17 protein-coding genes and 1 tRNA gene are annotated in these 22,056 nt (G+C 42.8%); 9 read left to right on the forward strand and 9 right to left on the reverse strand.

Going from position 1 to position 22,056, the window contains the following annotated elements; all coding sequences use genetic code 11:
- Positions 1-169 precede the first annotated feature (169 nt).
- Positions 170-862 carry an FISUMP domain-containing protein gene (locus ABID99_RS26445; RefSeq protein ID WP_175490075.1) on the forward strand — a complete coding sequence of 231 codons (693 nt, stop codon included), beginning with the start codon at positions 170-172 and terminating at the stop codon, positions 860-862.
- Between the two features lie 254 nt (positions 863-1,116).
- Here the strand turns inward: ABID99_RS26445 and ABID99_RS26450 are convergent.
- A tRNA-Pro gene (locus ABID99_RS26450) sits at positions 1,117-1,190 on the reverse strand.
- Positions 1,191-1,877: 687 nt separating this feature from the next.
- A complete protein-coding gene (locus tag ABID99_RS26455) occupies positions 1,878-2,591 on the reverse strand; it encodes a hypothetical protein (RefSeq protein ID WP_373615611.1) in 714 nt (237 codons plus the stop codon).
- Positions 2,592-3,033: 442 nt separating this feature from the next.
- Between ABID99_RS26455 and ABID99_RS26460 the strand changes: the two genes are divergently transcribed.
- The 5 genes from ABID99_RS26460 (at position 3,034) to ABID99_RS26480 (ending at position 8,405) form a co-directional block, all read left to right on the forward strand.
- Positions 3,034-3,471, forward strand: coding sequence for a hypothetical protein (locus ABID99_RS26460; protein ID WP_373615612.1), 438 nt, complete (start codon positions 3,034-3,036; stop codon positions 3,469-3,471).
- A 200-nt stretch (positions 3,472-3,671) separates the two neighbouring features.
- Positions 3,672-6,998, forward strand: coding sequence for a hypothetical protein (locus ABID99_RS26465; RefSeq protein ID WP_373615614.1), 3,327 nt, complete (start codon positions 3,672-3,674; stop codon positions 6,996-6,998).
- Position 6,999: 1 nt separating this feature from the next.
- Positions 7,000-7,422, forward strand: coding sequence for an ATP-binding protein (locus tag ABID99_RS26470; RefSeq protein WP_091174936.1), 423 nt, complete (start codon positions 7,000-7,002; stop codon positions 7,420-7,422).
- Positions 7,422-7,847, forward strand: coding sequence for an rRNA maturation RNase YbeY (gene ybeY / locus ABID99_RS26475; protein WP_373615616.1), 426 nt, complete (start codon positions 7,422-7,424; stop codon positions 7,845-7,847). Before ABID99_RS26470 ends, ybeY begins: the two co-directional genes overlap by 1 nt.
- Positions 7,848-7,889: 42 nt before the next feature.
- Positions 7,890-8,405 carry a glutathione peroxidase gene (locus ABID99_RS26480; RefSeq protein ID WP_091174940.1) on the forward strand — a complete coding sequence of 172 codons (516 nt, stop codon included), beginning with the start codon at positions 7,890-7,892 and terminating at the stop codon, positions 8,403-8,405.
- A 224-nt stretch (positions 8,406-8,629) separates the two neighbouring features.
- Here ABID99_RS26480 and ABID99_RS26485 read toward each other — a convergent pair whose 3' ends face one another.
- Positions 8,630-11,509, reverse strand: coding sequence for a two-component regulator propeller domain-containing protein (locus ABID99_RS26485; RefSeq protein ID WP_373615617.1), 2,880 nt, complete (start codon positions 11,507-11,509; stop codon positions 8,630-8,632).
- Between the two features lie 602 nt (positions 11,510-12,111).
- On the opposite strand from ABID99_RS26485, the gene ABID99_RS26490 reads away from it, so the two are divergent.
- Positions 12,112-12,993, forward strand: coding sequence for a DMT family transporter (locus ABID99_RS26490; RefSeq protein WP_188834195.1), 882 nt, complete (start codon positions 12,112-12,114; stop codon positions 12,991-12,993).
- A 62-nt stretch (positions 12,994-13,055) separates the two neighbouring features.
- Here the strand turns inward: ABID99_RS26490 and ABID99_RS26495 are convergent, their stop codons facing one another.
- Positions 13,056-13,496 carry a nuclear transport factor 2 family protein gene (locus ABID99_RS26495; protein WP_188834194.1) on the reverse strand — a complete coding sequence of 147 codons (441 nt, stop codon included), beginning with the start codon at positions 13,494-13,496 and terminating at the stop codon, positions 13,056-13,058.
- 125 nt (positions 13,497-13,621) lie between these two features.
- Between ABID99_RS26495 and epsC the strand changes: the two genes are divergently transcribed.
- On the forward strand, positions 13,622-14,452 hold the full coding sequence (gene epsC, locus ABID99_RS26500; protein ID WP_090533421.1) for a serine O-acetyltransferase EpsC: 831 nt from the start codon (positions 13,622-13,624) through the stop codon (positions 14,450-14,452).
- A gap of 24 nt (positions 14,453-14,476) precedes the next feature.
- On the forward strand, positions 14,477-15,349 hold the full coding sequence (gene cysM / locus ABID99_RS26505) for a cysteine synthase CysM (protein ID WP_090533424.1): 873 nt from the start codon (positions 14,477-14,479) through the stop codon (positions 15,347-15,349).
- 323 nt (positions 15,350-15,672) lie between these two features.
- Here the strand turns inward: cysM and ABID99_RS26510 are convergent, their stop codons facing one another.
- From ABID99_RS26510 to thrA, 5 genes are all read right to left on the reverse strand, one after another.
- Positions 15,673-16,284, reverse strand: coding sequence for an HAD family hydrolase (locus ABID99_RS26510; protein ID WP_373615618.1), 612 nt, complete (start codon positions 16,282-16,284; stop codon positions 15,673-15,675).
- Positions 16,281-16,637 carry a hypothetical protein gene (locus tag ABID99_RS26515; RefSeq protein ID WP_091176136.1) on the reverse strand — a complete coding sequence of 119 codons (357 nt, stop codon included), beginning with the start codon at positions 16,635-16,637 and terminating at the stop codon, positions 16,281-16,283. Before ABID99_RS26515 ends, ABID99_RS26510 begins: the two co-directional genes overlap by 4 nt.
- 210 nt (positions 16,638-16,847) lie before the next feature.
- Positions 16,848-18,158, reverse strand: coding sequence for a threonine synthase (gene thrC, locus ABID99_RS26520; protein ID WP_373615620.1), 1,311 nt, complete (start codon positions 18,156-18,158; stop codon positions 16,848-16,850).
- A 177-nt stretch (positions 18,159-18,335) separates the two neighbouring features.
- On the reverse strand, positions 18,336-19,319 hold the full coding sequence (locus ABID99_RS26525; RefSeq protein ID WP_373615622.1) for a homoserine kinase: 984 nt from the start codon (positions 19,317-19,319) through the stop codon (positions 18,336-18,338).
- A 167-nt stretch (positions 19,320-19,486) separates the two neighbouring features.
- A complete protein-coding gene (gene thrA, locus ABID99_RS26530; RefSeq protein WP_188834189.1) occupies positions 19,487-21,937 on the reverse strand; it encodes a bifunctional aspartate kinase/homoserine dehydrogenase I in 2,451 nt (816 codons plus the stop codon).
- Between the last annotated feature and the right edge of the window lie 119 nt (positions 21,938-22,056).

Raw genomic sequence — 22,056 nt, forward strand, 5'->3', positions numbered from 1 at the left:
CCCTGTAAACACGATCGTAAACAAAATCAAAAAGTATATTCAATCAGTAAAAAACTGCTCAAATATGCTCTTTAACGTTGTGGTTAAGTCGGGATGGCGGGATTCGAACCCAAAAATGTGTCGTTTTGAATATCTAAGTTTTTGTTTAATTTTGGATAAAACCTTACCAATGAAACTCCTTCTGCTTTTGTTTTTATCTTTTTTACTGCTATTTGCCGCCTGTAAAAAAGATAGCACAACAAAAGAGGAAGCTTCAGGAGTGATCATATCAGGCACTGTGTATCCAACTGTTAAAATTGGGCAACAAGAATGGACGGCCGTCAACTATGACGGACAGGGAGGTATAGAGGGTACTTTTTATGTGCCCAATATCAATTATAAGAAATTTTATACTCAAGCCGATTTAGCGAACTTAAAACTGCCTTCTGGCTGGCGTATACCGACTGTTGCCGATTTTAATAAACTAATGAGCAATTTTACCAGCAAGAAAGATACTGAGGGCAATTTTGTAATGGATTACAATGAGGCCCTCGTGCTTAAATCTACGTCGGGATGGGAGGTGCGTGGGGCATCTGATAAACAGGGAACTAATACTTCTGGGTTTAATGCTTATCCGGCGGGATATTATGCCAGCCCATATAACGAAACCCCAGGAAACCTTGCGTTGTTTTTAACCTCCACTCCATTGCCGGCTGCAAAAGTTAATTTTCATGCCACTTATTATTCGTTTATTTTAAGCAGGCTGTATGGAACCACTTCCAGTGATGATTATACGCAATGTTTTGGTTGCTTTGTGGACGGCGGACATAACATCGACTCTCCCAAATCGGTGAGGTTTGTAAGAGATAATCAGGCTAAATAATTGCCTCTATGTTTTTAGCTAAATGCATAATCAAAGTGCCCCCCGCTGCCGCAAGGCTGTGCCTTGTGGCCAGCATGCAAAGTATTGAATATTGGAAATTGTGAATGAAATCATTATCAGGAGTTTTTATAACCCGTAAAGCTAACCTTGAGGACAGCGGTAAGGACGAAGCTTCAGGGCAATAAGAAATCAAAAGAGCATACCTCATCAGTAAAACTACCTTTGAGACATGCTCTTTAATGCTTGTGTTCAAGTCGGGATGGCGGGATTCGAACCCACGACCTCCAGCACCCCATGCTGGCGCGATACCGGGCTACGCTACATCCCGAAATAAATATATGGCCGGGCTGCAAATATAATTGTTGCAGGGATAAATCAAAATGTAAATAAAGCTATTTACTCTTTCTCCCTGCAATAAACAGAGCAATACCTATTATTACAGTCGGAACCCAATATATAAATGAAAACTCTCCAAGTTTAGAAACGAGTGGGGTCAAGGCCTCTCCCTGATAGGTGAACATGCCCGCGCCACAGATTAACATCCCTATCCCTAAAAGAAAGATAAGTAGCCCTGCCATTCGAGTACGTGACATATTGGTTTATAATTGATTCTCAAATGTAATAAGTTAGTTTGCTATTTAACGATACAAACATTGCAACTCCCCAACGTATGCCTTAACCAGAGCTGTTGTTTCCAAAACAGCTATATCGTTATAAAATGAACTTTAAACCCCTGCCCGGGCGATTACTTAACGGGCTAATCCCTCCCAATAAACTGACAGGATCTTGTCAGTGTTCAATTTTAAAAAACGGGTGTTCAATGTTTGAAAATGAAAATTTGTAACCCGTTGATTTCCAGCGCTTGTTTGTTCAAATCTCCTTTTAATGTATTTTAGACAAAATATAAGTGGCTGATAGTCAATGAGGGTTCTTTTGCAAAAGAAAAGCAAGTGTTCACACTTTTAAAAATTGAACACTTGTAAATTTGGCAGGGAACGGAAGCTGTGAAGCACAATCACCTCTTCGCCACTGGCTCGGTATGCATAATTGAAAATTTCCCGGATAGTTTTAGGGGTGTTCCGTACTCGTTATAATAAACCCTGCCTGCTGCCTTTATTTCTTTCGACTGGCTGCCGTTTAATGGATGAACAAGACAGGTTATTGAAAAGTCGGCACCGGTGTTAAATGATTTTTCAACAGCATCCATAAGTGCGGCCTGGTGCCGGGGATCAACAATATGGATGGCCTCATTTAAAACGGGCTTTGTATTTTCCGGAAAGCCGAAGAGCTTTAAACCATATTCGGAAAGCGTAATCTCTTTGCTGCTAAAATCAAGCGACCAATCCCAAAGGGTATGATCGTAGACCATTGTTAATTCAACACTATCCAATATTTCTGATAACTGGCCATTAAGTCTTTCCGATTTCATGTACGAAAGCTCCAATTTTTCGCCCAGAGCCAAAAGCTCGTTTCTTAGCGTAGCTATTTCATTATTTAAAGCGGCGTTTGTTTTGAGCCCGGCGCTATCTGCCGTCGTCAGCGCAGACTCGTCTTTTTCTTCAGGTAAGTCCCCAACTGGCTGCAGCTTATAACTTTTCTTTCGACGGGTTAACAAAATGTTAATATATAAAAGGCAAAATATTGCGGCATAAAATAAAATATTTTGCCAAACGCCACCTACACTAAAGTAGTCAAATATGGATTTATCGAGTTGGATCGGAGTGGTCATGATAGGGCTGTGGCTAAATTAATGCAAGGTAATAATTAACTATACGCTTAACAATCCGTGAAAACACCTATTCTGCGCTAATTTACACAGCAATGATTAATCTATGATTAAAAAAACCAATGGCGTATTGTATCCGCTATTTTGTAATAAACCTTTATAATTTATTTATAACACCAACGGCCGACTAAGTTATGTGCCTAAGAAAAATTCGGCGGGCAGGATATAATATTTTATATAAAAAATCAGTTTATATTCTACCTGTAAACCATTAAAAATATTCACTATCGGTGCGTATGAGTTAACGTATCGACGCTGAAAATGGTATAAAAAAAAATCATGTAGTTATAATCCCGCGTTGAGCGGATATGTGGGCATTTATAGCAAAAGCTACTATTGTTATTTTATTGACGGCTCTGTATCTTGTTGACTTCCTTAATAAATTATGAACCGGTCATTTATATATAGTTTAAAAGTTTGGTTGCTGATGGTGATCATAGCACCATTGCTCCATCTTGTGCTGTCATGGTTTATTATCGAGAACCCTGAAATAAGCCTTATCGCGGAGATCCAAAAAGACTATATCATTTTTGCAGATATGGTTCTGCTGCTTACTATTCCTTTCGCCTTTGTATTTTGGGTGGCCGTATACTCTTTATCAAAAAAGAGAGAGCCGTTTTATGTAAAACAGGTTTTAACCATAGCTATATTGATAATTACTATGCTCCCGTTTTTTGAATTACTTTTTGAGAAAAAGGTTTCGGCTGTATCTTCTATAGCAGTAATTATATTTCCATATTCAATTACGGGGATAGCCGGTATTTGGCTGCATAAGCTGGAATCTCCAGATTTTGAGGAAGAAACAGTTGAAGAGCGGGAATAAGATATTCCCAATTTTGCCTATTATCATTGTTTAAAACCATGTATTTCCCAATAAAGGGGGGATTCAATTTTAATTGTCATAAACAATTAACATTTTATTATTATTGCTTTAATTTTTAACTTAAACCAACACGTGTTATATATAATACATGGCTTTTGCGTTTAATAAGGCGTGTTTATTTAACGTTTTCCACATGTAGTATGGCCTCGACAGAAAATTATGAACTTTTGCTTGGCAAAATCAATACTTTCATCCGGAAGTATTATTTCAATAATTTTCTGCGCGGATTGATATTTTTAGGTGCCGGCCTTTTCTCTGCCTACGTTGTTATTACCCTGAGCGAGTATTTTGGCAATTTCAGTATCCTGCTGCGTACCATTCTTTTTTACTTTTTTATCCTGCTTAATACTGTACTGGTTTGCTGGCTGGTTTTGCCATCATTGCTGGCCTGGCTTAAGCTGGGCAAAACTTTAACGCATGATGAAGCTGCCGAAATTATTGGCAGGCATTTTAACGATGTTCATGATAAACTGCTCAATACCCTGCAGCTAAAAAAACTTGCTGCCGAAGATGAAAGCCACCGTGCACTCATCGAGGCCAGTATCGACCAAAAGATAGAGGCGCTTAAACCGGTAAGCTTCCCGTCGGCTATCAACCTTAAAGAAAACACCAAATATTTAAAATGGGCGCTTGGTCCGCTGGGGGTAATTATCATTATTGCTTTAGCTGCGCCTTCTGTATTAACCGAAAGTACTAAAAGATTGATCCGGCATAACGAATATTTTGTTCCTGCTGCTCCGTTCAGGTTTATTGTATTGAACAAAACACTTTCCGTTGTGCAGGGGAGTGATTTAAAGCTCGACCTTAAACTGGAAGGCGATAAGCTGCCCGCAGATGTTTATGTTGAAACCGGGGAGAATACGTTTAAATTGGATAAGGATAACATCAGCCGTTTTCATTACCAATTTAGCAACCTGCAGCAAAATACCCGCTTTAAGTTTTCGGGCAATGGCTTTAGTTCGGCTGTTTACGAAATAAAGGTAAATCAAAAGCCGGCACTGTTACACTTTGACGTTGACCTAAATTATCCGGCCTACCTCCATAAAAAAAATGAAAGGCTGCTCAATGCCGGCGATTTGACCATTCCTGCCGGTACAACTGTAACCTGGCAATTGCATACCCAATATGCCAGTACGTTGATGTTCGATATAAATGGACAAAGCCATCCGGCTGTGCAAAGCAACGCCGATTTGTTTGAACATCGTGAACGGGTATTGAAAAATTCGGTCTATAAGCTTTTACCGGTTAATGCCCAGGTGAACCAAAGTGATTCGGCTACATATCGCATCAACGTTGTTACTGACGAAGCGCCATCCATTACTATTGATGAAAAGCCGGATTCGGTAAGTATGAAAGCATTTTACTTTAACGGTAAAATCCAGGACGATCACGGTTTTTCATCGCTCACGTTTCATTATACCATCGAGGCTACAGGCAACAGCAAGGAAAGGGAATTTACCAAAAAAGTTAATGCAGATCTGTCTCAAACACAGGCCGACTTTTTTTACTACTGGAACCTCAAGGACATGGGCATTACTCCCGGCGATCATGTAAGTTACTATTTTGAGGTTGCCGATAACGACGAAGTGGCCGGCCGCAAAACTGCCCGTACAGCAAAGCATACACTAAATGTCCCTGACAGCAAGGAGATTAACCAGCAGTTAAATGCCGGATCAAAGGCCATAAAAGAAAAAATGCAATCGGCTATTAAACTGGCCGGACAGGTTGAGAGCGACGCGCAAAAGCTAAATCAAAACCTGCTGAACAAAAACACGCTCTCTTTCGATGAGAAAAAGCAGGTGGAAGACCTGATGCAAAAAAGGAAAGACCTGGAAGACATGGTGAAAGATATCCAGGCCGACAATAAAAAGAATTTATACAACCGGCAGGAAAATCAGCAGCAAACCGAAGAGATCATGGCTAAGCAAAAGCAGATTGAAAATCTATTTAATAACGTGCTTGATCAAAAAACAAAAGAATTGCTGCAAAACCTGCAACAACTGTTAAACGAGCAACAAAAAGATGCTACCCGCGATGAGCTGTCCAAAATGCAAATGGATAATAAATCGCTTAAGAAAGAACTGGACAGGGTATTGGAGCTTTACAAAAAGCTGGAATTTGAACAAAAGCTTAACCAAAACCTCGATCAGTTGAATAAGCTGGCCGACGAGCAGCAAAAACTATCTGATCAAACCAAACAGCCCGGTGCCGACCAGAAGAACCTGCAGCAACAGCAGGATAAACTGAAGCAGGATTTTCAGGATGTGAAGGAAGGCTTCGATGAGTTGCAGAAGGTCAATGAGCAGTCCGAACGTAAATCCGATTATCAAAACCCTGAAAAAGAAACTAAAGATATTGAGCAGCAGATGGATCAAAGCGCCGGCGATCTGCAAAAAAAGGATAATGCAAAGGCATCAAAATCGCAGCAGCAGGCAGCAAAGCAAATGAAAGATCTCGCTGCCAAAATGCAAAAGGATAGCGACGAAGGCGAATCAAAAGAAAATGCCGTTGACGCACAGCAGCTGAGAGAGTTGTTAAAGAGCTTAGTTAACAGCTCGTTTAACCAGGAAAAGCTGATGCAAACGCTTAAAAACACCAATCCTACAGATCCGTCATATGTTACGCTATCGCAAAATCAAAAGGATATTAAAGACAACTTGAAAACGGCCGAAGACAGCCTATATGCTATCAGCAGGAGGGTACCGCAGATCCAGTCGACAGTTAATAAGGAGATTACCAGTATCAACGAGCATATTGACCAGGCCCTTGAATTTTTAGGCGACAGACGCACGTTGGAAGCAAACCGCAATCAGCAATACGCCATGACATCCATGAACAACCTTGCCCTGATGTTGAGCGAAGCGCTTGAGCAAATGCAGAAAATGATGAACAAGGGTGGTAAAGGAGGCAAGGGAAAGCAGCAATCCATATCACAATTGGCAAAAATGCAGCAGCAGCTCAATCAAAATATGCAAAAGGCCCGGGAGCAGATGCAACAAGGAAACCAGGGCAAAAGCCAGCAAGGTAATAATGGCAATATGAGCGAGCAGTTTGCTAAAATGGCACGTCAGCAGCAGATGATACGGCAGGCTTTGCAACAAATTGACAGGGACGAAAATAAAGACGGGACAGGCGGATTGGGCAATTTGGATAAAATTTCGAAAGAAATGGAACAAACCGAACGTGATCTCGTAAACAGGAAGATAACAGATGATGCGCTAAAAAGGCAGCAGCAGATACAAACCCGGTTGTTGGAGGCGGAAAAGGCCGAGCAGCAACGAGATCAGGACCAGCAAAGAGAAAGCAATGCGGGTAAGGATTTGCCACCGGGATATATAAAGGCACTGCAGGGGTACCAGCAACAAAAAGCAAAGCAGACGGAGCAGATCAGAACGGTATCTCCGGCACTTAATTTGTATTATAAACAAAAAATAAAATCTTACTTTGATCAACTTAATGCCAAATAATATGGAAGAGGCAAATGTTCAAACCAGCGAGCTATATACGTTGCAGCTGCCGTCAAAACCGGAGAGCATAACGTTGCTTGAGCAGCTGATAGAAGAAATTGCTGATAAATATCATGTGGAAGAAGATACCTTCGCCAACATGATGACCTGCCTCAATGAAGCGGTTATAAATGCCATCATGCATGGCAACAAACAGGACGAAACAAAAAAAGTGATTGTTAATGCCGAAGTCGAGCCGAAGCGTATCATCTGGACTGTTACAGATGAAGGCCCGGGATTTGACTATAATAACCTTGCTGATCCTACAGCTCCCGAAAACCTCGAGAACCTCACTGGCCGCGGCGTGTTTATCATTAAACACCTTGCCGATCAGTGCATCTTTAACGCATCGGGTAATGAAATTGAACTTCACTTTAAGATCTGATGCCCGTTATTAACTTTTTTGAAGAAGACACAACCTTTAAGCCAAAACAAAAAGCGCAATTAAGACAATGGATAAAGGAAACGGTAATTGCCGAGGGCTTTAAACTGAAAGAGCTTAACTACATTTTTTGCTCAGACGCATACCTGCTGCAAATAAACCAGCAATATCTTGATCATGATACTTTTACCGACATAGTAACTTTTGATAATTCGGAAGTGGAGGTAGAGATAGTTGGCGATATCTTTATTTCGATAGACCGCATCCGTGAAAATGGCGCCAAATTTAAAACAGGCGAAACCAATGAGTTGCACCGTGTTATTATTCACGGCGCGTTGCACTTGTTGGGCTATACGGATAAAAGTGTTGTTACAAAACAAAAAATGACACAAAAAGAAGATGAGTACTTAGCTAAAAGAAATTTTTAGCCTTACTTTTATAGTGGATTATAAAAATCAATTGTAAAAACCATGAAAACACTGGCACTCATCATCGCCTTATTATTTGCCACCGCGCCTTCTTCAGTATATGATTTTAAACTGAAAACTATTGATGGCAAAGATTTTAGCCTGGCTAAATACAAAGGCAAAAAAGTATTGATCGTAAATACAGCTTCAAAATGCGGCTTCACCAAGCAATACGCCGACCTGGAAAAATTATCTGAGCAATACAAAGGCAAGCTGGTTGTAGTAGGTTTCCCGGCCAATAACTTTGGCGGCCAGGAGCCGGGTACCAACCAGGACATTAAAACCTTTTGCAAAGAGAACTTTAACGTAAAATTCCCGATGAGCGGTAAAGTAAGCGTTTTAGGTTTGGATATAGATCCTTTATTCCAATATTTAACAACCGCTCCAAATCCTGATTTTACCGGTGACATCAAATGGAATTTCGAAAAATTTCTGATAGACGAAAACGGTAAACTGATCCACCGTTTCAGGTCGCAAACTACACCGCTGTCTGAGGATATTACTAAATATTTAAATTAAGATATAGCTTTTTAAGGCGTGTCGTACCGGCTTTAGTGCAGTGCACAAGATCGTTTTGAATAAAGTTAAAAGGGCAAACAACCAATTGGTTGTTTGCCCTTTTCTTTTAACGCGAGATTGATCTTAGAAAGGTGTTTATAATGTACAAGGGAGGAGGACTATAAGGTTGTTAAAGTTAAAGGGTTTTTATCCCGGCTTTCTTTATACCTATTATGGGGTATACGCTAAAGGTTTAGTTTAAGGCCGATGGATGTGCCTTTACCGTGGGCGGTATCAATTTTCAGTTCGGCGTTCAATCTTTTTGCCCGCGTGTGAATATTCCGGATGCCCATGGTTTCGTGTTTGCGCATATCAGGGTCAAATCCGCGCCCGTCGTCACGGATGCTGATCTGCAGCCGGTTTTTGTAAAGGTTGATTTCCAGAAACGCGTTTTGTGCCTCCGAATGTTTGACAATATTGTTTAATACTTCCTTAACAAGGAGGTATACCTGGCGCCTTTTTTCGCCGCTGATGGTAACCGGGGTTTCGCTAACGGAGGCATTTACATGAAGGTCAATGTTGCTGTATTCAAATATTTTAATGGCTTGTTTATGAATAAAGCCGGCCAGGTTGCTTACTTCGTCGTTTTCGGCATCAAGGCTCCAGATAATTAACCTTACCTGGGTAGATATATCGGTAATGGCTTCATGAATAGCGTCAATCTCCTTAAAAGCAGGCTGATCGGCCGTTTTGCGGCTGAGTAATTCGGTCCTGAGCTTAATACCGGAGATGCTCGCCCCTAAATCATCATGCACCTCACTGCTGATCCGCTGTCGTTCGCGCTGCAGGGCAAGGGCATTTTCATAGTCCTTTTTTTGTAAGCCGATGATGGATTGATAATATTTCCGTACCAGCAGGAAAGCGATGATTATGGCGCTTAATACAGCCAGCACCTGCAACCATAGCTGCTGGTACCATAAAGGCATAACGTCAAATTTAAAAATGAGCGGCTGGCTTAACTGGTTAAAACGGTCGGCAGCCAGGGCGTCTAACTCATAGTTTCCGGGGGGCAGCAGGTCGAACCGTTTTTCGCCGGAAGGCGCGACGCTCCAATTTTTATCAACCCCCTTAAGCCTGAAGCGGTATTGTATTTTGCCCATGCTTTTGTAGGATAGGGCAACGCAGTTAAATACAACAGGCCGGCCGTAAGTAAAGCTGTTTTGAGTTCCGGGTATCCCATCATTAATCAACACCGGTTTAGGCAGAGCGGTGTTCCCTAAATTTTGAGTAACGGCTATGCCCTGATCTGTAGCTATATAATAATCATGACCGTTCTGTACCACATCGGCAACGTTATCCGAGGGGAGCCCGTTACTGGTATTGAGTAAACTTATCCGGTAATTTTGATAATGATTATAGAAGCTGATAATGCTTACACCGTTTGCGGTGCAGACCCATAGTGTATTGTCATCTGTCCATACCAGTTTACGGATATCGCCTGAAAAAATAGCAGGAGATCTAAATTGAACAATTTTTTCCCCAGTCCACAAAAACACCCCCTGGGCTTCGGTGCCTATCGCACATACATCATTATTTGATGCCAGGCTCTTAACAACATTTATTCCTTTATTGGCTAATATCCGCACATAGGTAATATCATTAGTAGTGGGCATTAACTGGTATAACCCATAAAGTGAACCTATCAGCAGCTTGTTTTTATACCAGGTAAGAGATGTCATGCGTATAGGCTTGAATCTATAACCTTTTAGACGTTTGAACTGATTTGATATTACAACAACGGCATTTTGTGAAATAAAATACACTGTATCATGTTGATGGGTGATTCCTTTTATAGGGCCATCAAATTTTACAGGGCCTTCAAAATAACTTTCGGGATGCCATAACGCCGGGTTCTTATTCGAAATATCTAATCTGAATATACCATTATCGGTACCAATCATGAGCCTGTTGCCCGGAATTGTAAGCAGATTGGTTATCCGGTTAAAGTCAGACCTGTCTTGATTTATAGTTATAGTACCAATCGGAGGCGTTTGATTTGCGCCAAGTTTCATATAACTCAGTGTGCTTAAAACATGCCCGGTAAAAAGGTAGCCTCCTGCAATGGCCAGTTTTAAAACATCTTCATTGGCCAGCCCGCTTTCTTTGTTAATGATTTTTACTTCGGGGTTAGTACTTAAAAAGAAGCCTTTGTCATAGCTGCCAAACCATAAATTATTTTCCCGGTCAATAACCGTGGCGGTAGTGATGTTATTATTAAGGTAATTTTTCCGCTCGCCGGTAAGATAGTTAATAATGTAGGTGCCCTGTTTTACCGTTGTAACGGCAAACGTATTTTTGCCGGTAAGGTAAACCGAAGTCACATTGCCGGTAAAATAGATCTTATTGAGCGGGATGATGCCGCTTTTTTGATACCGATAAACGTGTACCCAGTCCTTTGTTATCAGTAACAAATAATTTTGCTGTAAAGCCAACCGGTAAGGTTTGGTATTGGTATTGGCGGTTTGAAAACTTAACTGGCCGGCCTTAAGCTCTTCTTCGAGGATATCAAGATCATTTTCAGATAGGACGATCTCTTCTCCGTCAGAACCATAAATGTACCCGTTCAAATGCCGGATAGCATGTCTTTCCGATTTTAACTCTTCAAAATGATATACTTTGGTACTAAGCCCGTAATTTACACAGAGCTCATTATAACGGTTAAAAAAGAAATTGGCGAAGGGTGAAACGATTACTTTTTGAGATGAATTAAGCTTATGTATAAGCCCGTTTTCATAGTAACATACCCGGTAGTTATTACAGTAAAAGAAAATCCGGTGATAATTATCCTCGGCAATCCGGAAACACTCATTGTTTTCCAGCCCATCGGCCGATGTGAAGTTTTTAAAATGCTGGCCGTCAAACCTGCTTACGCCTTTATCGGTGGCCAGCCAGATAAAACCCCTGCTGTCCTGCATTAAATAGTTAACCCTTGAACTGGGCAGGCCATCAGGGGCGCTATAATTTTTCAGGTAAACTAACTGATATGGAATGTCGGCATATACCCGGCCCGGGAATAGAAACAGCGTTAATATTAAAAGTTTAAAAAAAGGGCTTTTTAGCGGCATTCTATAATTTGTATCAATTTAACATTGCTGCTTTTATCAATACGCAATGATACGGAGCGTAAGGCTTTTGTGTTGCTATATCACCGATAAATTTAAAAAGAAATGATACATAGTTATATCCATCTAAATATAGGCAGCTCGCCTGTAAATATTTATTATATAAGTGTCCCGGCTCATACACATAGGTTGTGTGCCCCGGCCGTTCGGCTTGTGGGGACGCACCGGTCTCTGCTCAAGTTATCTTCGGTAGAAGTTATCTCTGTGAACAAAATGGCCTTCAATTTAATGGTAATAGCCAAAGTGACAAGACAATCACAAATCTTTAGTTAAAACAAAACTTTTCCATATTTTTGGCTCGTCAACAAATGATAACAGCAAACATTAAATATGGCACAGTTGGGACATCAAAATCCCTTACTCGCAATATCCTTGCGTCGGAGCCATTTTTCAATTATTCACCACCAGCTCTTTTTTGCTAACAGATCATCGATTATTCTATCGGGTCTGAATTTTTTCAACACTATTTTCAAAACAATTTATTCAATGCGGGCAATTGCAGGTATTGTTATGCTTTGCCCAACCGATTCTTAATTTAGCAAAAAATGAAAAAGACATTTGTTCTATTGCACATAGCCGTAATACTTGCCGGCTTTACCGGGGTGTTTGGTAAACTTATTTCTTTAAATGAATACCTGCTTACCTGTTACCGTACCCTGTTCTCTTTTTTATTCCTGATGATTATGGTATGGATCAAAAAGCCACAATTTAAGTACTCATGGAATAACATAACGGAAATGGGTAAGGCTGGATTACTAATTGCCTTTCACTGGGTGTTCTTTTATGCCAGCATCAAATATTCCAACGTTTCTGTAGGCGTAGTTTGCTATTGCCTCACCAGTTTTTTTACTGCATTTCTGTCTCCGCTTATCAACAAAAAACCTTTCAATATTACTGAACTGCTGCTAAGCATGCTTACCCTTGCCGGTATCGGTTTGATATTTCATTTTGATACCTCATTCAGAACGGGGATCATACTCGGTGTAATATCATCTTTCCTGGCATCACTTTATACCATATTGAACGAGCGTCTGGTTAAAAAGTATGATTCAACCGTTATGAACTTGTATCAGATGCTGGTTGGATCTGCCGCGCTAATACTGGCCTCGCCGCTATATCTTTATTTCTTCCCTTCAAAAACGATAATACCAGGCACATTGGATATCATTTATTTGCTGCTTTTATCGCTTTTTTGCACGGTTGGCCTTTATGTTATGGTGGCCGAGGTTTTGAGGAAAATGTCTGCCTTTACGGTTAACCTAACCTTTAACCTGGAGCCTGTTTACAGTATTTTACTGGCAATGATTTTATTCAATGAATCCCGGCAGCTCAATTTATCCTTTTATGGAGGCCTGTTGATCATCATCATATCCGTAATCTTACAGGCGGGACTAAGCCGGAGAAAAAGGGCAGGGGCAGATTTGTAATGAGTTACATAATCCCAGATTTACGAAGTTTTCAAGACTTCGTAAATCTTCAAGGTCTTTTATTAACCCCGTTCAGATACCCGGGCGGCTGCCTGTACCGGTAAGTCCATATTACCATCCTGCTTAATTAGGTTAAGCTTATGTTTGGTGATGACCCATTTGCCATGAGTTTCAATAAGCTCGGTATCATAAGTGCCTTCAACAATCCATAGGTCGTCACCAATAAAATGATCGGCTTTGCCATAATAATGAACAAGCGCTGCCGATCCGTTTTGCATGACATAAAAATCGGCCAGTTGGTGATGGGTTTTGTCGAAGCCGGGCAAAAAGCCGCGCCACGCCGTAATAATACCTTCGGATGGTACAACACTTGCCGGATTACCGGTCATCGAACTATAGTCAAGCTCGACATTTTCGGCAAATGTATTTTTAACTTTGCCCCAGTCGCGCTCGTCAGCTCCGGCAAACAGCCTTATTACCGTTTCAATTATCTGCTCTTTCATGGTTTTGCGTAGGTTAAATTCACTCAAATATCAATTATCCAGCTCATTTTACATATTAACAACAATCTTTTATATAAACTTGTACTGTTATTGGTTGTTTTCCCAAAACAGCCCCACCATAAAACATGAGTCAGGATTTTTATCAACATATTTTTGCTAAACAGCAAAAGCTGGAGGCTGTGCCTTCAAACAGGGAGATTACTGCCTGGGCACTAAAAGTGATCCATTTGCTGTACCCCGAACAAACCGGGCAACAGTATGCTTCAGTTGAGGAGCTGAAGGATGAGTTTTTAAGGCTTGAGAATGAACTTTGTGACATTATGCATGCCACCAAAGCCTGCAGTAACTGTGATACCTCAAAGCTGGCCAAAAAGTTTTTTGAGGGCCTTCCCGAGCTATTCCGCATTCTGAATACCGATATCCAGGCTATCTTTAACGGCGATCCGGCCGCTCGCAGCGAATTTGAAGTGATCCGTACTTATCCGGGCTTTTATGCCATTTCGCTTTACAGGGTGGCGCACAGCCTTTATATCGATGATATTCCTCTGTTGCCAAGGATCCTTACAGAATATGCGCATTCTAAAACAGGGATAGATATTCATCCTGCTGCCCAAATAGACGAGTATTTCTATATAGATCATGGTACCGGTATTGTTATTGGCGAAAGCTGTAAAATAGGTAAGCATGTAAAGCTGTACCAGGGCGTTACTTTAGGTGCTTTAAGTGTGGATAAAAGTATGGCCAATACCAAGCGGCACCCAACGGTGGAGGACAATGTGGTGATTTACTCGGGGGCCACCATTTTAGGCGGCGAAACCATCATCGGGCATAACAGTGTGGTAGGAGGAAACGTTTGGCTCACCAAGAGTTTGCCACCAAATTCGAGGGTATACCACACACCTAACCACAGGGTACTGAAAAGATTGAGCATTAAATTGTTCGGCCACAAGAAATAGAACATTTACCATAAAAAATATATAATGGCTTCATTGATAGACCTGATAGGCAACACGCCTATGGTAGAAATTAAAAAGCTGAACCCAAATCCAAAAGTGCGGATCTTCGCCAAGCTGGAAGGCAATAATCCGGGCGGCAGCGTAAAAGACCGTGCGTCGCTCAACATGATCAGGAGTGCTATCGAGCGCGGCGATATTAAGCCCGGCACAAAGTTGATTGAAGCTACCAGCGGCAATACAGGGATAGCATTGGCTATGATTGCAAGGTTGTTTGATCTGGAGATAGAGCTGGTGATGCCATCCAACTCCACCCGCGAGCGTACGCTTACCATGGAGGCCTTTGGCGCTAAAGTTACGTTGCTTGAAGGGATAGAGCTTTGCCGCGATTATGCTGAAGAAAAGGCCGCTACCGGTGAGTATTTTCTGTTGAACCAGTTTGCCAACCCGGATAATTACATGGCCCACGTAAAAACAACAGGCCCCGAAATTTGGCGGGATACCGAAGGCAAGATCACCCATTTTGTAAGTGCGATGGGTACTACCGGCACCATCATGGGCTGTTCAAGATATTTGAAAGAGCAAAACGCCAACGTACAGATAGTAGGTTGCCAACCGGTTGAAGGCTCGTCTATCCCGGGAATCCGCAGGTGGCCGGAGGAATACCTGCCCAAGATCTTTGATGCTAAACGCGTTGACAGGGTGATGGATATCTCACAGGAAGAAGCTACCCAGATGGCGCGTCAGATGGCCAAAGTAGAAGGCGTATTTGCAGGCATGAGCAGCGGCGGCGCACTATCTGCGGCTGTAAGACTTGCGCAGGAGCTGGAAGAGGGGCTAATCGTTTTTATTTGCTGTGACCGGGGCGACAGGTATTTGAGCAGCGAGTTATTTGGATAAATACCGAATGGAACCTACAGAGGATAGTAATAATTATAAATACGGCGTATTTTATTACAATAAAGATGATAGCCGGATCATTGTGCCCAAAAGAATTAAGTACATGGCTGGACAGTGAATTTTGCCCACCCGTTAAGTTATTTGATTATTGCCGGGATACTGGCTGTGGTAATTGTAGCATGGATAGTTGCCCCGCAGAAATAAATATGTATTGTTCATAAACTTGCGCCCGTTTGTAACGCCATTACCGGAGCTTTCGTTAGAAATGTAAGCCCGTGTTAAGTACTTCATCACAGATGTTCTCGCGGCCGGTTTGCAAGATTTTACAACACCTCTAACTCCTTCAGCTTTATCTCTAAAGCTTCGGCCGATGTAAAGTGGATGCATTTGATGCCCATCTTTTCTGCCGCTAAAATATTACGGTAATTATCGTCAATAAATAAAGCCTCACCTGCATTTACATGGTAACGATCAAGCAGGGTTTGATAAAAGGCAGGCGTTGGTTTTCGCATTTTTTCGGTGCCGGATACCACAATGCCATCAAACCAGTTTAAAAAATCAAAACGCTCCTGGGCCATGGCCATCGGAAAAGTTTCGGCCGACCAGTTGGTCAATGCGTAGATTTTGTATTTACCGCTTTCTTTTAATTGTTTGAAGATCTCTACCGTATCGTGAAAAGGATCGCCAAGCATCTCTATCCAGCGGGAATAAAAAGCACGGATATTGGCTTCGTGTTCCGGAAATTGGGCCACAAGCAAATCTGTGCCTTCCTGTAAGGACCGGCCGGCATCCTGTTCCTCATTCCAGTCGGAAGTGCAGATATTAGCCAAAAAGTCTATCATTTCCTGTTCATCAGTAAACAGGCTGCGGTACATATAATGCGGGTTCCAATCGATTAGAACGGCCCCCAGATCGAATATTATGGTGTTGATCATTTTTTCTTTGCGTGGGTTTCATGAACCTCGGCCTTTGTAACTACCGAATCTTTCAAAAAAACAACAAGCGTTTGGGTATAAATCAATTTGCCTTTGCTGTATTCTCTGTCAAGGTCGTATACCATGCTGTCTTTACTGCTTAATTGAGGACGGTGGAGCAAATGGATCACCTGTTGATATTTAAGATTATTAAGCTGTTTACTTTCAATCAGGTCATTAACCATACCCGGGCGATAAGCGAACGTAAGGCCATCTCCATCATCCCATTTATCACGGTCGAACTTTTGTTTACGGCTGCAGGCGGTTAGGCAAACTGCCAGGAGGCAGATAAATATCAGGGTTTTGCTAAGCATTTTATGTTTCGGTATTGAAGTCGGCCATATTTCAACTGCCTGTTATTGCGTAGCTTTCCCACGACCGAAAAAGGGTGTCATGCTGAGCCTGTCGAAGCATGATGGTAGGCCTCTCCGCGCGAGTCTTCGACAGGCTCAGACTGACAGGCCTACCCAGCTTTCTGCAATAACGGGTAGTTGTTGGTTTTCCAGCAGCTAAAAATACTGAAATTAATTAACCCCTAAAAGATAGCCTTTAAAATCAGCAAAATCTTTACTAATGGCTACTGCGAGCTTGGTTTTTGCTTCCAGTTCTTTTACCTGTTCCGGTACTTCAATTTTAGCAGCAACCTCATCGCTAAATACGTCAGGGAATTTACAAGGATGTGCGGTTGAAAGGAATACACCGGCGGTGTCAACAGCGGCATGGTCCTGCTTATAATCGGTTAAAGCCTGCCATGCGATAGCAGTGTGTGGGCAAACCACATAATTATAGTTATCAAATACCCAGTTGATGGCTTTTACAGTTTCCTCGTCATCGTACTTAAAGCCAACAACCAATTCTTTAAGCGCTTCGGTATCGTTTTTAAACAGATCGGCAATACGTACCCAGTTGCTTGGGTTGCCTACGTCCATTGCGTTAGATAAAGTTGCTACCGACGGTTTGGGTTGATAAACGCCGGTTTTTAGAAACTCAGGCACGGTGTCATTAACATTGGTAGCTGCAATAAATTTTTCGACAGGTAAGCCCATTTTCCAGGCTAACAAACCTGCGCCTATATTGCCGAAGTTGCCGCTTGGCACGGAGAAAACTACTTTTTTAATGCCTTGCCTTAATAGCTGTGCATAAGCATTGAAGTAGTAAAAAGTTTGCGGAACTAAACGTGCAATATTGATGGAATTGGCGGATGTAAGGCGGAATTTTTCGTTCAGCTCATCATCAACAAATGCCTGTTTCACCAGGGCCTGGCAATCATCAAAAGTACCGTCAACCTCAAGGGCACGGATGTTTTGACCATTGGTAGTTAGTTGCTGCTCCTGAACGCCGCTTACCTTGCCTTTAGGATAAAGGATGGTAACACGGGTATTGGGGACACCTAAAAAGCCAAGAGCCACCGCACCGCCGGTATCGCCACTGGTAGCAACCAATACGTCAAGCTGTTTTTCGCCGGGCTCAAGGAAATAGCTCATTACGCGGCTCATAAAACGAGCGCCAAAATCTTTAAATGCCAGTGATGGGCCGTGGAAAAGCTCGAGGACATATACATTGTCTTCCAGCTTTACAATAGGAGCAGGGAAGCTGATAGCATCATCGATCAGCGCTTTCAGATCAGCTTCGGGGATAGAATCGCCAAGCAGGTTTTGGGCTACTTTAAAAGCAATTTCGGGTAAGGAGTATTTATCAAGGTTGTTGATAAAGTCGTCATCCAAACGGGGGATGCTGTAAGGCATGTATAGGCCTTTATCCTGCGGCATACTGTTGAAAACAGCATCTTTGAAAGATACTTCAGATAGGGTATTATTGGTACTGTAGAGTTTCATTTTTGATTTCGGAATTCGGATTTTCGATTTCGGATTTTTTAAGTTTATTGGAGCTCATCTAATCGATGTCATTGCGAGGTACGAAGCAATCGCATGCTATACAGAGCGGATTTACTTCCGTGCAATTGCTTCGTACCTCGCAATGACATAGTGGTTTGTATTGCGAAGGATTTAAGACTACCCCAAAACCTTCGGTCCGGCGTCATTTATAGTTGATACGTAGCTATTGGATCCGATTTTTAAATCGGTTAAGTGCTGTTGCAGCTTTTGGGTGATGGCTCGTGCGGTGGCTTCGTCTTTGGTAAAAGCAAAAACAGACGGGCCTGATCCTGAGATGCCAAAGCTTACCGCACCAAGTTCCATAGCCATTTCACGCATTTTATAAAAGTCTGGGATCAGCATAGAGCGTACTGGCTCAACGAGCACATCTTTCATACTGCGGCCAATCAGGTCGATATCCTGCATAAATAAACCGCTTACTAAGCCGGCAATATTGCCCCACTGGGTAACGGCATCCTTCATCTGGATGTTTTTACGGATTATTTGGCGGGCCTCTCTTGTAGGTACATCAACATCAGGGAACACGATGGCACACCACAGGTTTTTAGGATGCGGCAACCTTACCACATCAAGGGGCTCATAACTGCGGATGAGCACAAAACCACCAAACAGGGCAGGAGCAACGTTGTCCGCATGACCATGGCCGCAAGCCATTTCCTCGCCCTTCATGGCAAAAGGAAGCAGTTTTATAGGGTCGGAATCATCGCCTAATAATGTTTTAATAGCAAACAAACCGGCAACTGTACTGGCCGAGCTTGAACCTAAACCACTGCCAATAGGCATTTTTTTATGCAGCTCGATATCTAAACCAATATCGGTACGGCCAATACTTTGTAAATAATGCTGAACGCTCACGCTGACGGTATTCTTTGCCGGATCAAGCGGCAGCCTGCCGTCATCGCCGGTAATCTTGCTGAGGGTGATGCCAGGTTTGCCCGTCACACGCATGATTACCTCATCGCCAGGTTCATCAACCGCAAAGCCCAACACATCAAAACCGCAAACCACATTGGCTACAGTTGCCGGAGCAAAAACGTGGATACTGTCGCGCATCCCGCTCCTTAAAGGGGGAGCTAATTCTTGTAACTTATTATCTTCCATTATTCAAAATATCAAACTATCATATGTCGCTTTTAGGCGAGGGCTGTGCGATTCCCCTCTTGAGAGGGGTGTAGGGGTGTGTTATTCTGCATGCGACTTATCGATCCTCAACACACCCCTGCTAACGCGATTCCCGCCGGGCCCCCTCTCAAGAGGGGATTTTTAAACTAATTAGCGCCCACATTTATTAAATCAGCAAATACGCCTGCGGCGGTTACTTCGGCGCCTGCGCCGGGGCCTTTTACAACCAGCGGGCGTTCGCGGTACCTGTCGGTAGTAAAGGATATGATATTATCACTGCCCGACAGCATGTAGAACGGATGGTTTTCATCAACCATTTGCAGGGTTATAGTTACTTTACCTTCCTCTAACTTGCCAATGTAACGCAATACTTTGCCGTCTTTTTCGGCTGCATCTTTAAGTTTGGCAAAATGCGCGTCTTCGGTTTTTAATGTTGCATAAAAATCCTCAACAGTTTTAGCTTCAAGGCTCGCTTTTGGCAGCACGCTTTCTATTTCAACGTCGGCCTCTTCCATAGCATATCCGGCATCGCGGGCAAGGATGAGCATTTTGCGCATAAAATCCTTACCGCTAAGGTCATCACGCGGGTCTGGTTCGGTATAGCCTTTGTCCTGGGCTTCTTTTACCACATCGTGGAAATTGGCATCGCCTTTAAAGTTATTAAAGATGAACGATATAGTGCCCGAAAGTATTGCTTCGATACGCTGCACTCTGTCGCCGCTGTTCATCAGGTTTTTAAGGGTATTGATGATTGGCAAACCGGCACCAACGTTGGTTTCGTAGAAGAAATCAACGCCATGAGCGCGTGCGGTATCTTTAAACGTGCGGTACTGCTTATAACTGCCCGAGTTGCCTATTTTATTACAGGTGATCACCGAGATATTGGCTTTAAAGATCTCCTCGTAAAAACCGATAGGAACGGGACTTGCAGTGTTGTCAATAAATACACAGTTTGGCAGGTTCATTTCTTTCATCCGGTTGATGAACGATTGCAGATCGGCTTCATAAGGCGACGATTGCAGGTCATTTTGCCAGGTATCTAAAGAGATGCCATCACTATTGAACGTCATTTTGCGGGTATTGCTGATACCGGCTATTTTAACTTGGATGCCGTTGTTATCTTTCAGGTATTCGCTATGGGCGTTCAATTGATTAAACAATGTTTTGCCGATGTTGCCGGTACCCAGGCAAAACGCATGCAGGGTTTTGGTCAACTGTACAAAGAAGGCGTCGTGCACGGCGTTCAAGGCTTTTGACAGATCGTTCGCCGAGATGATCACCGAGATGTTATATTCTGATGAGCCTTGTGCTATAGCCCTTACGTTAACACCGTTACGGCCCAGCGCATGGAACAACTTGCCCGACATGCCCGGAGTTTGTTTCATGTTTTCGCCAACAATGGCCAGGATGGCCAGATTCTTTTCGATAACCAGATGTTCCAATTTTTTGGCGGCAAGCTCCAGTTCAAACTCCTGTTCGATAACCTGTTTTGCCCTGTCTGTATCTTGCGGCTGAACTGCAAAAGTAATGCTGTGCTCAGATGACGATTGGGTGATCAGGATTACGTTGATTTGCTCGCGGGCAAGCAAGGAGAATAAGCGGCCGCTAAAGCCCGATTTGCCTACCATGCCGCTACCCTCCAAATTGAGGATGCTGATATTATTGATAGATGAGATCCCTTTGATGGGCAGGGTAGAGGCCTTGCAATCATGACGGATCACCGTCCCTTCAAACTCAGGCTCAAAGGTATTTTTGATCACGATAGGGATCTTTTTTAGAAATGCCGGGATCATGGTTGGCGGATAGATCACTTTGGCGCCGAAGTAGGAAAGCTCCATGGCTTCGGTATAAGTAAGCTCGGTTAAGGAGAACGCTTTTTTCACCATGCGGGGATCGGCGGTCATCATACCGTTAACATCTGTCCAGATTTGAACCTCCTGAGCATTTAACGCTGCGCCGAATATGGCTGCAGTATAATCAGACCCACCGCGACCTAATGTTGTAGTTTGCCCTGCATCGTTTGAGGCGATGAAACCGGTAACGATCAATGTTTTGCCTTTGTTTTCGGTATACAGGCCTTGTACCAGCCTTTCGGTAAGCTCGGTGTTTACCTTAGCATTGCCGAAAGCGCTGTCGGTTTTAATTACATCAGCAGCATCAACAAAAAGTACATCGCCAAAATGCTGGGCTGCAATTTTGCTCACCATCAGTGTTGAGCAGCGCTCGCCGAAAGCCAGCACCTGGTCGCGGGTTTTAGGCGTAAGCTCACGGAGGGTAAGTACACCCTGCAGCAATTCTTCCAGTTGGTTGAAGTGAATTTTTAAACGGGTGAGGGCGGGATTCTGGTTCTGCACGTCGAGCAAAGCCTTTACCGCATCAAAGTGGCGCTTTTCCAGTTCGGCAAGCCCGGCGGTAAAATCAATACCGTTGGCTGCATCTTCGGCCATGGCCGAAAGCAGGTTGGTTACACCGCCCATGGCTGACAATACCACCACCGGCTTTTCTTCATTTTTTACTTCATCCTTCAGGATGCTTAACAGGGTTTGGATGCTGTTTACAGATCCAACGGAAGTACCTCCGAATTTTAAAACTTTCATTTATGGGTTAGTAATCGTTCTGTAACAAAAAAACCTTCCTCTTTGCGGAGGAAGGTTTTTCTTTTGGCTTTCATTTTATGTTTTACACCATACGATTATCTTCCTCCGAGGTTTATACC

It is taken from the genome of Mucilaginibacter sp. OAE612, from assembly GCF_041806395.1.
GTDB classification, from domain to species: domain Bacteria; phylum Bacteroidota; class Bacteroidia; order Sphingobacteriales; family Sphingobacteriaceae; genus Mucilaginibacter; species Mucilaginibacter rubeus.

Coding starts and splice junctions, on each gene's coding strand:
- ABID99_RS26490 (WP_188834195.1), top strand. CDS start 12,112: ATGAAAAAGACATTTGTTCTATTGCACATAGCCGTAATACTTGCCGGC.
- ABID99_RS26470 (WP_091174936.1), top strand. CDS start 7,000: ATGGAAGAGGCAAATGTTCAAACCAGCGAGCTATATACGTTGCAGCTG.
- ABID99_RS26460 (WP_373615612.1), top strand. CDS start 3,034: ATGAACCGGTCATTTATATATAGTTTAAAAGTTTGGTTGCTGATGGTG.
- cysM (WP_090533424.1), top strand. CDS start 14,477: ATGGCTTCATTGATAGACCTGATAGGCAACACGCCTATGGTAGAAATT.
- ABID99_RS26485 (WP_373615617.1), bottom strand. CDS start 11,509: ATGCCGCTAAAAAGCCCTTTTTTTAAACTTTTAATATTAACGCTGTTT.
- ABID99_RS26445 (WP_175490075.1), top strand. CDS start 170: ATGAAACTCCTTCTGCTTTTGTTTTTATCTTTTTTACTGCTATTTGCC.
- ABID99_RS26480 (WP_091174940.1), top strand. CDS start 7,890: ATGAAAACACTGGCACTCATCATCGCCTTATTATTTGCCACCGCGCCT.
- ABID99_RS26465 (WP_373615614.1), top strand. CDS start 3,672: ATGGCCTCGACAGAAAATTATGAACTTTTGCTTGGCAAAATCAATACT.
- ABID99_RS26525 (WP_373615622.1), bottom strand. CDS start 19,319: ATGGAAGATAATAAGTTACAAGAATTAGCTCCCCCTTTAAGGAGCGGG.
- ABID99_RS26495 (WP_188834194.1), bottom strand. CDS start 13,496: ATGAAAGAGCAGATAATTGAAACGGTAATAAGGCTGTTTGCCGGAGCT.
- ABID99_RS26510 (WP_373615618.1), bottom strand. CDS start 16,284: ATGATCAACACCATAATATTCGATCTGGGGGCCGTTCTAATCGATTGG.
- thrA (WP_188834189.1), bottom strand. CDS start 21,937: ATGAAAGTTTTAAAATTCGGAGGTACTTCCGTTGGATCTGTAAACAGC.
- ybeY (WP_373615616.1), top strand. CDS start 7,422: ATGCCCGTTATTAACTTTTTTGAAGAAGACACAACCTTTAAGCCAAAA.
- ABID99_RS26515 (WP_091176136.1), bottom strand. CDS start 16,637: ATGCTTAGCAAAACCCTGATATTTATCTGCCTCCTGGCAGTTTGCCTA.
- ABID99_RS26455 (WP_373615611.1), bottom strand. CDS start 2,591: ATGACCACTCCGATCCAACTCGATAAATCCATATTTGACTACTTTAGT.
- epsC (WP_090533421.1), top strand. CDS start 13,622: ATGAGTCAGGATTTTTATCAACATATTTTTGCTAAACAGCAAAAGCTG.
- thrC (WP_373615620.1), bottom strand. CDS start 18,158: ATGAAACTCTACAGTACCAATAATACCCTATCTGAAGTATCTTTCAAA.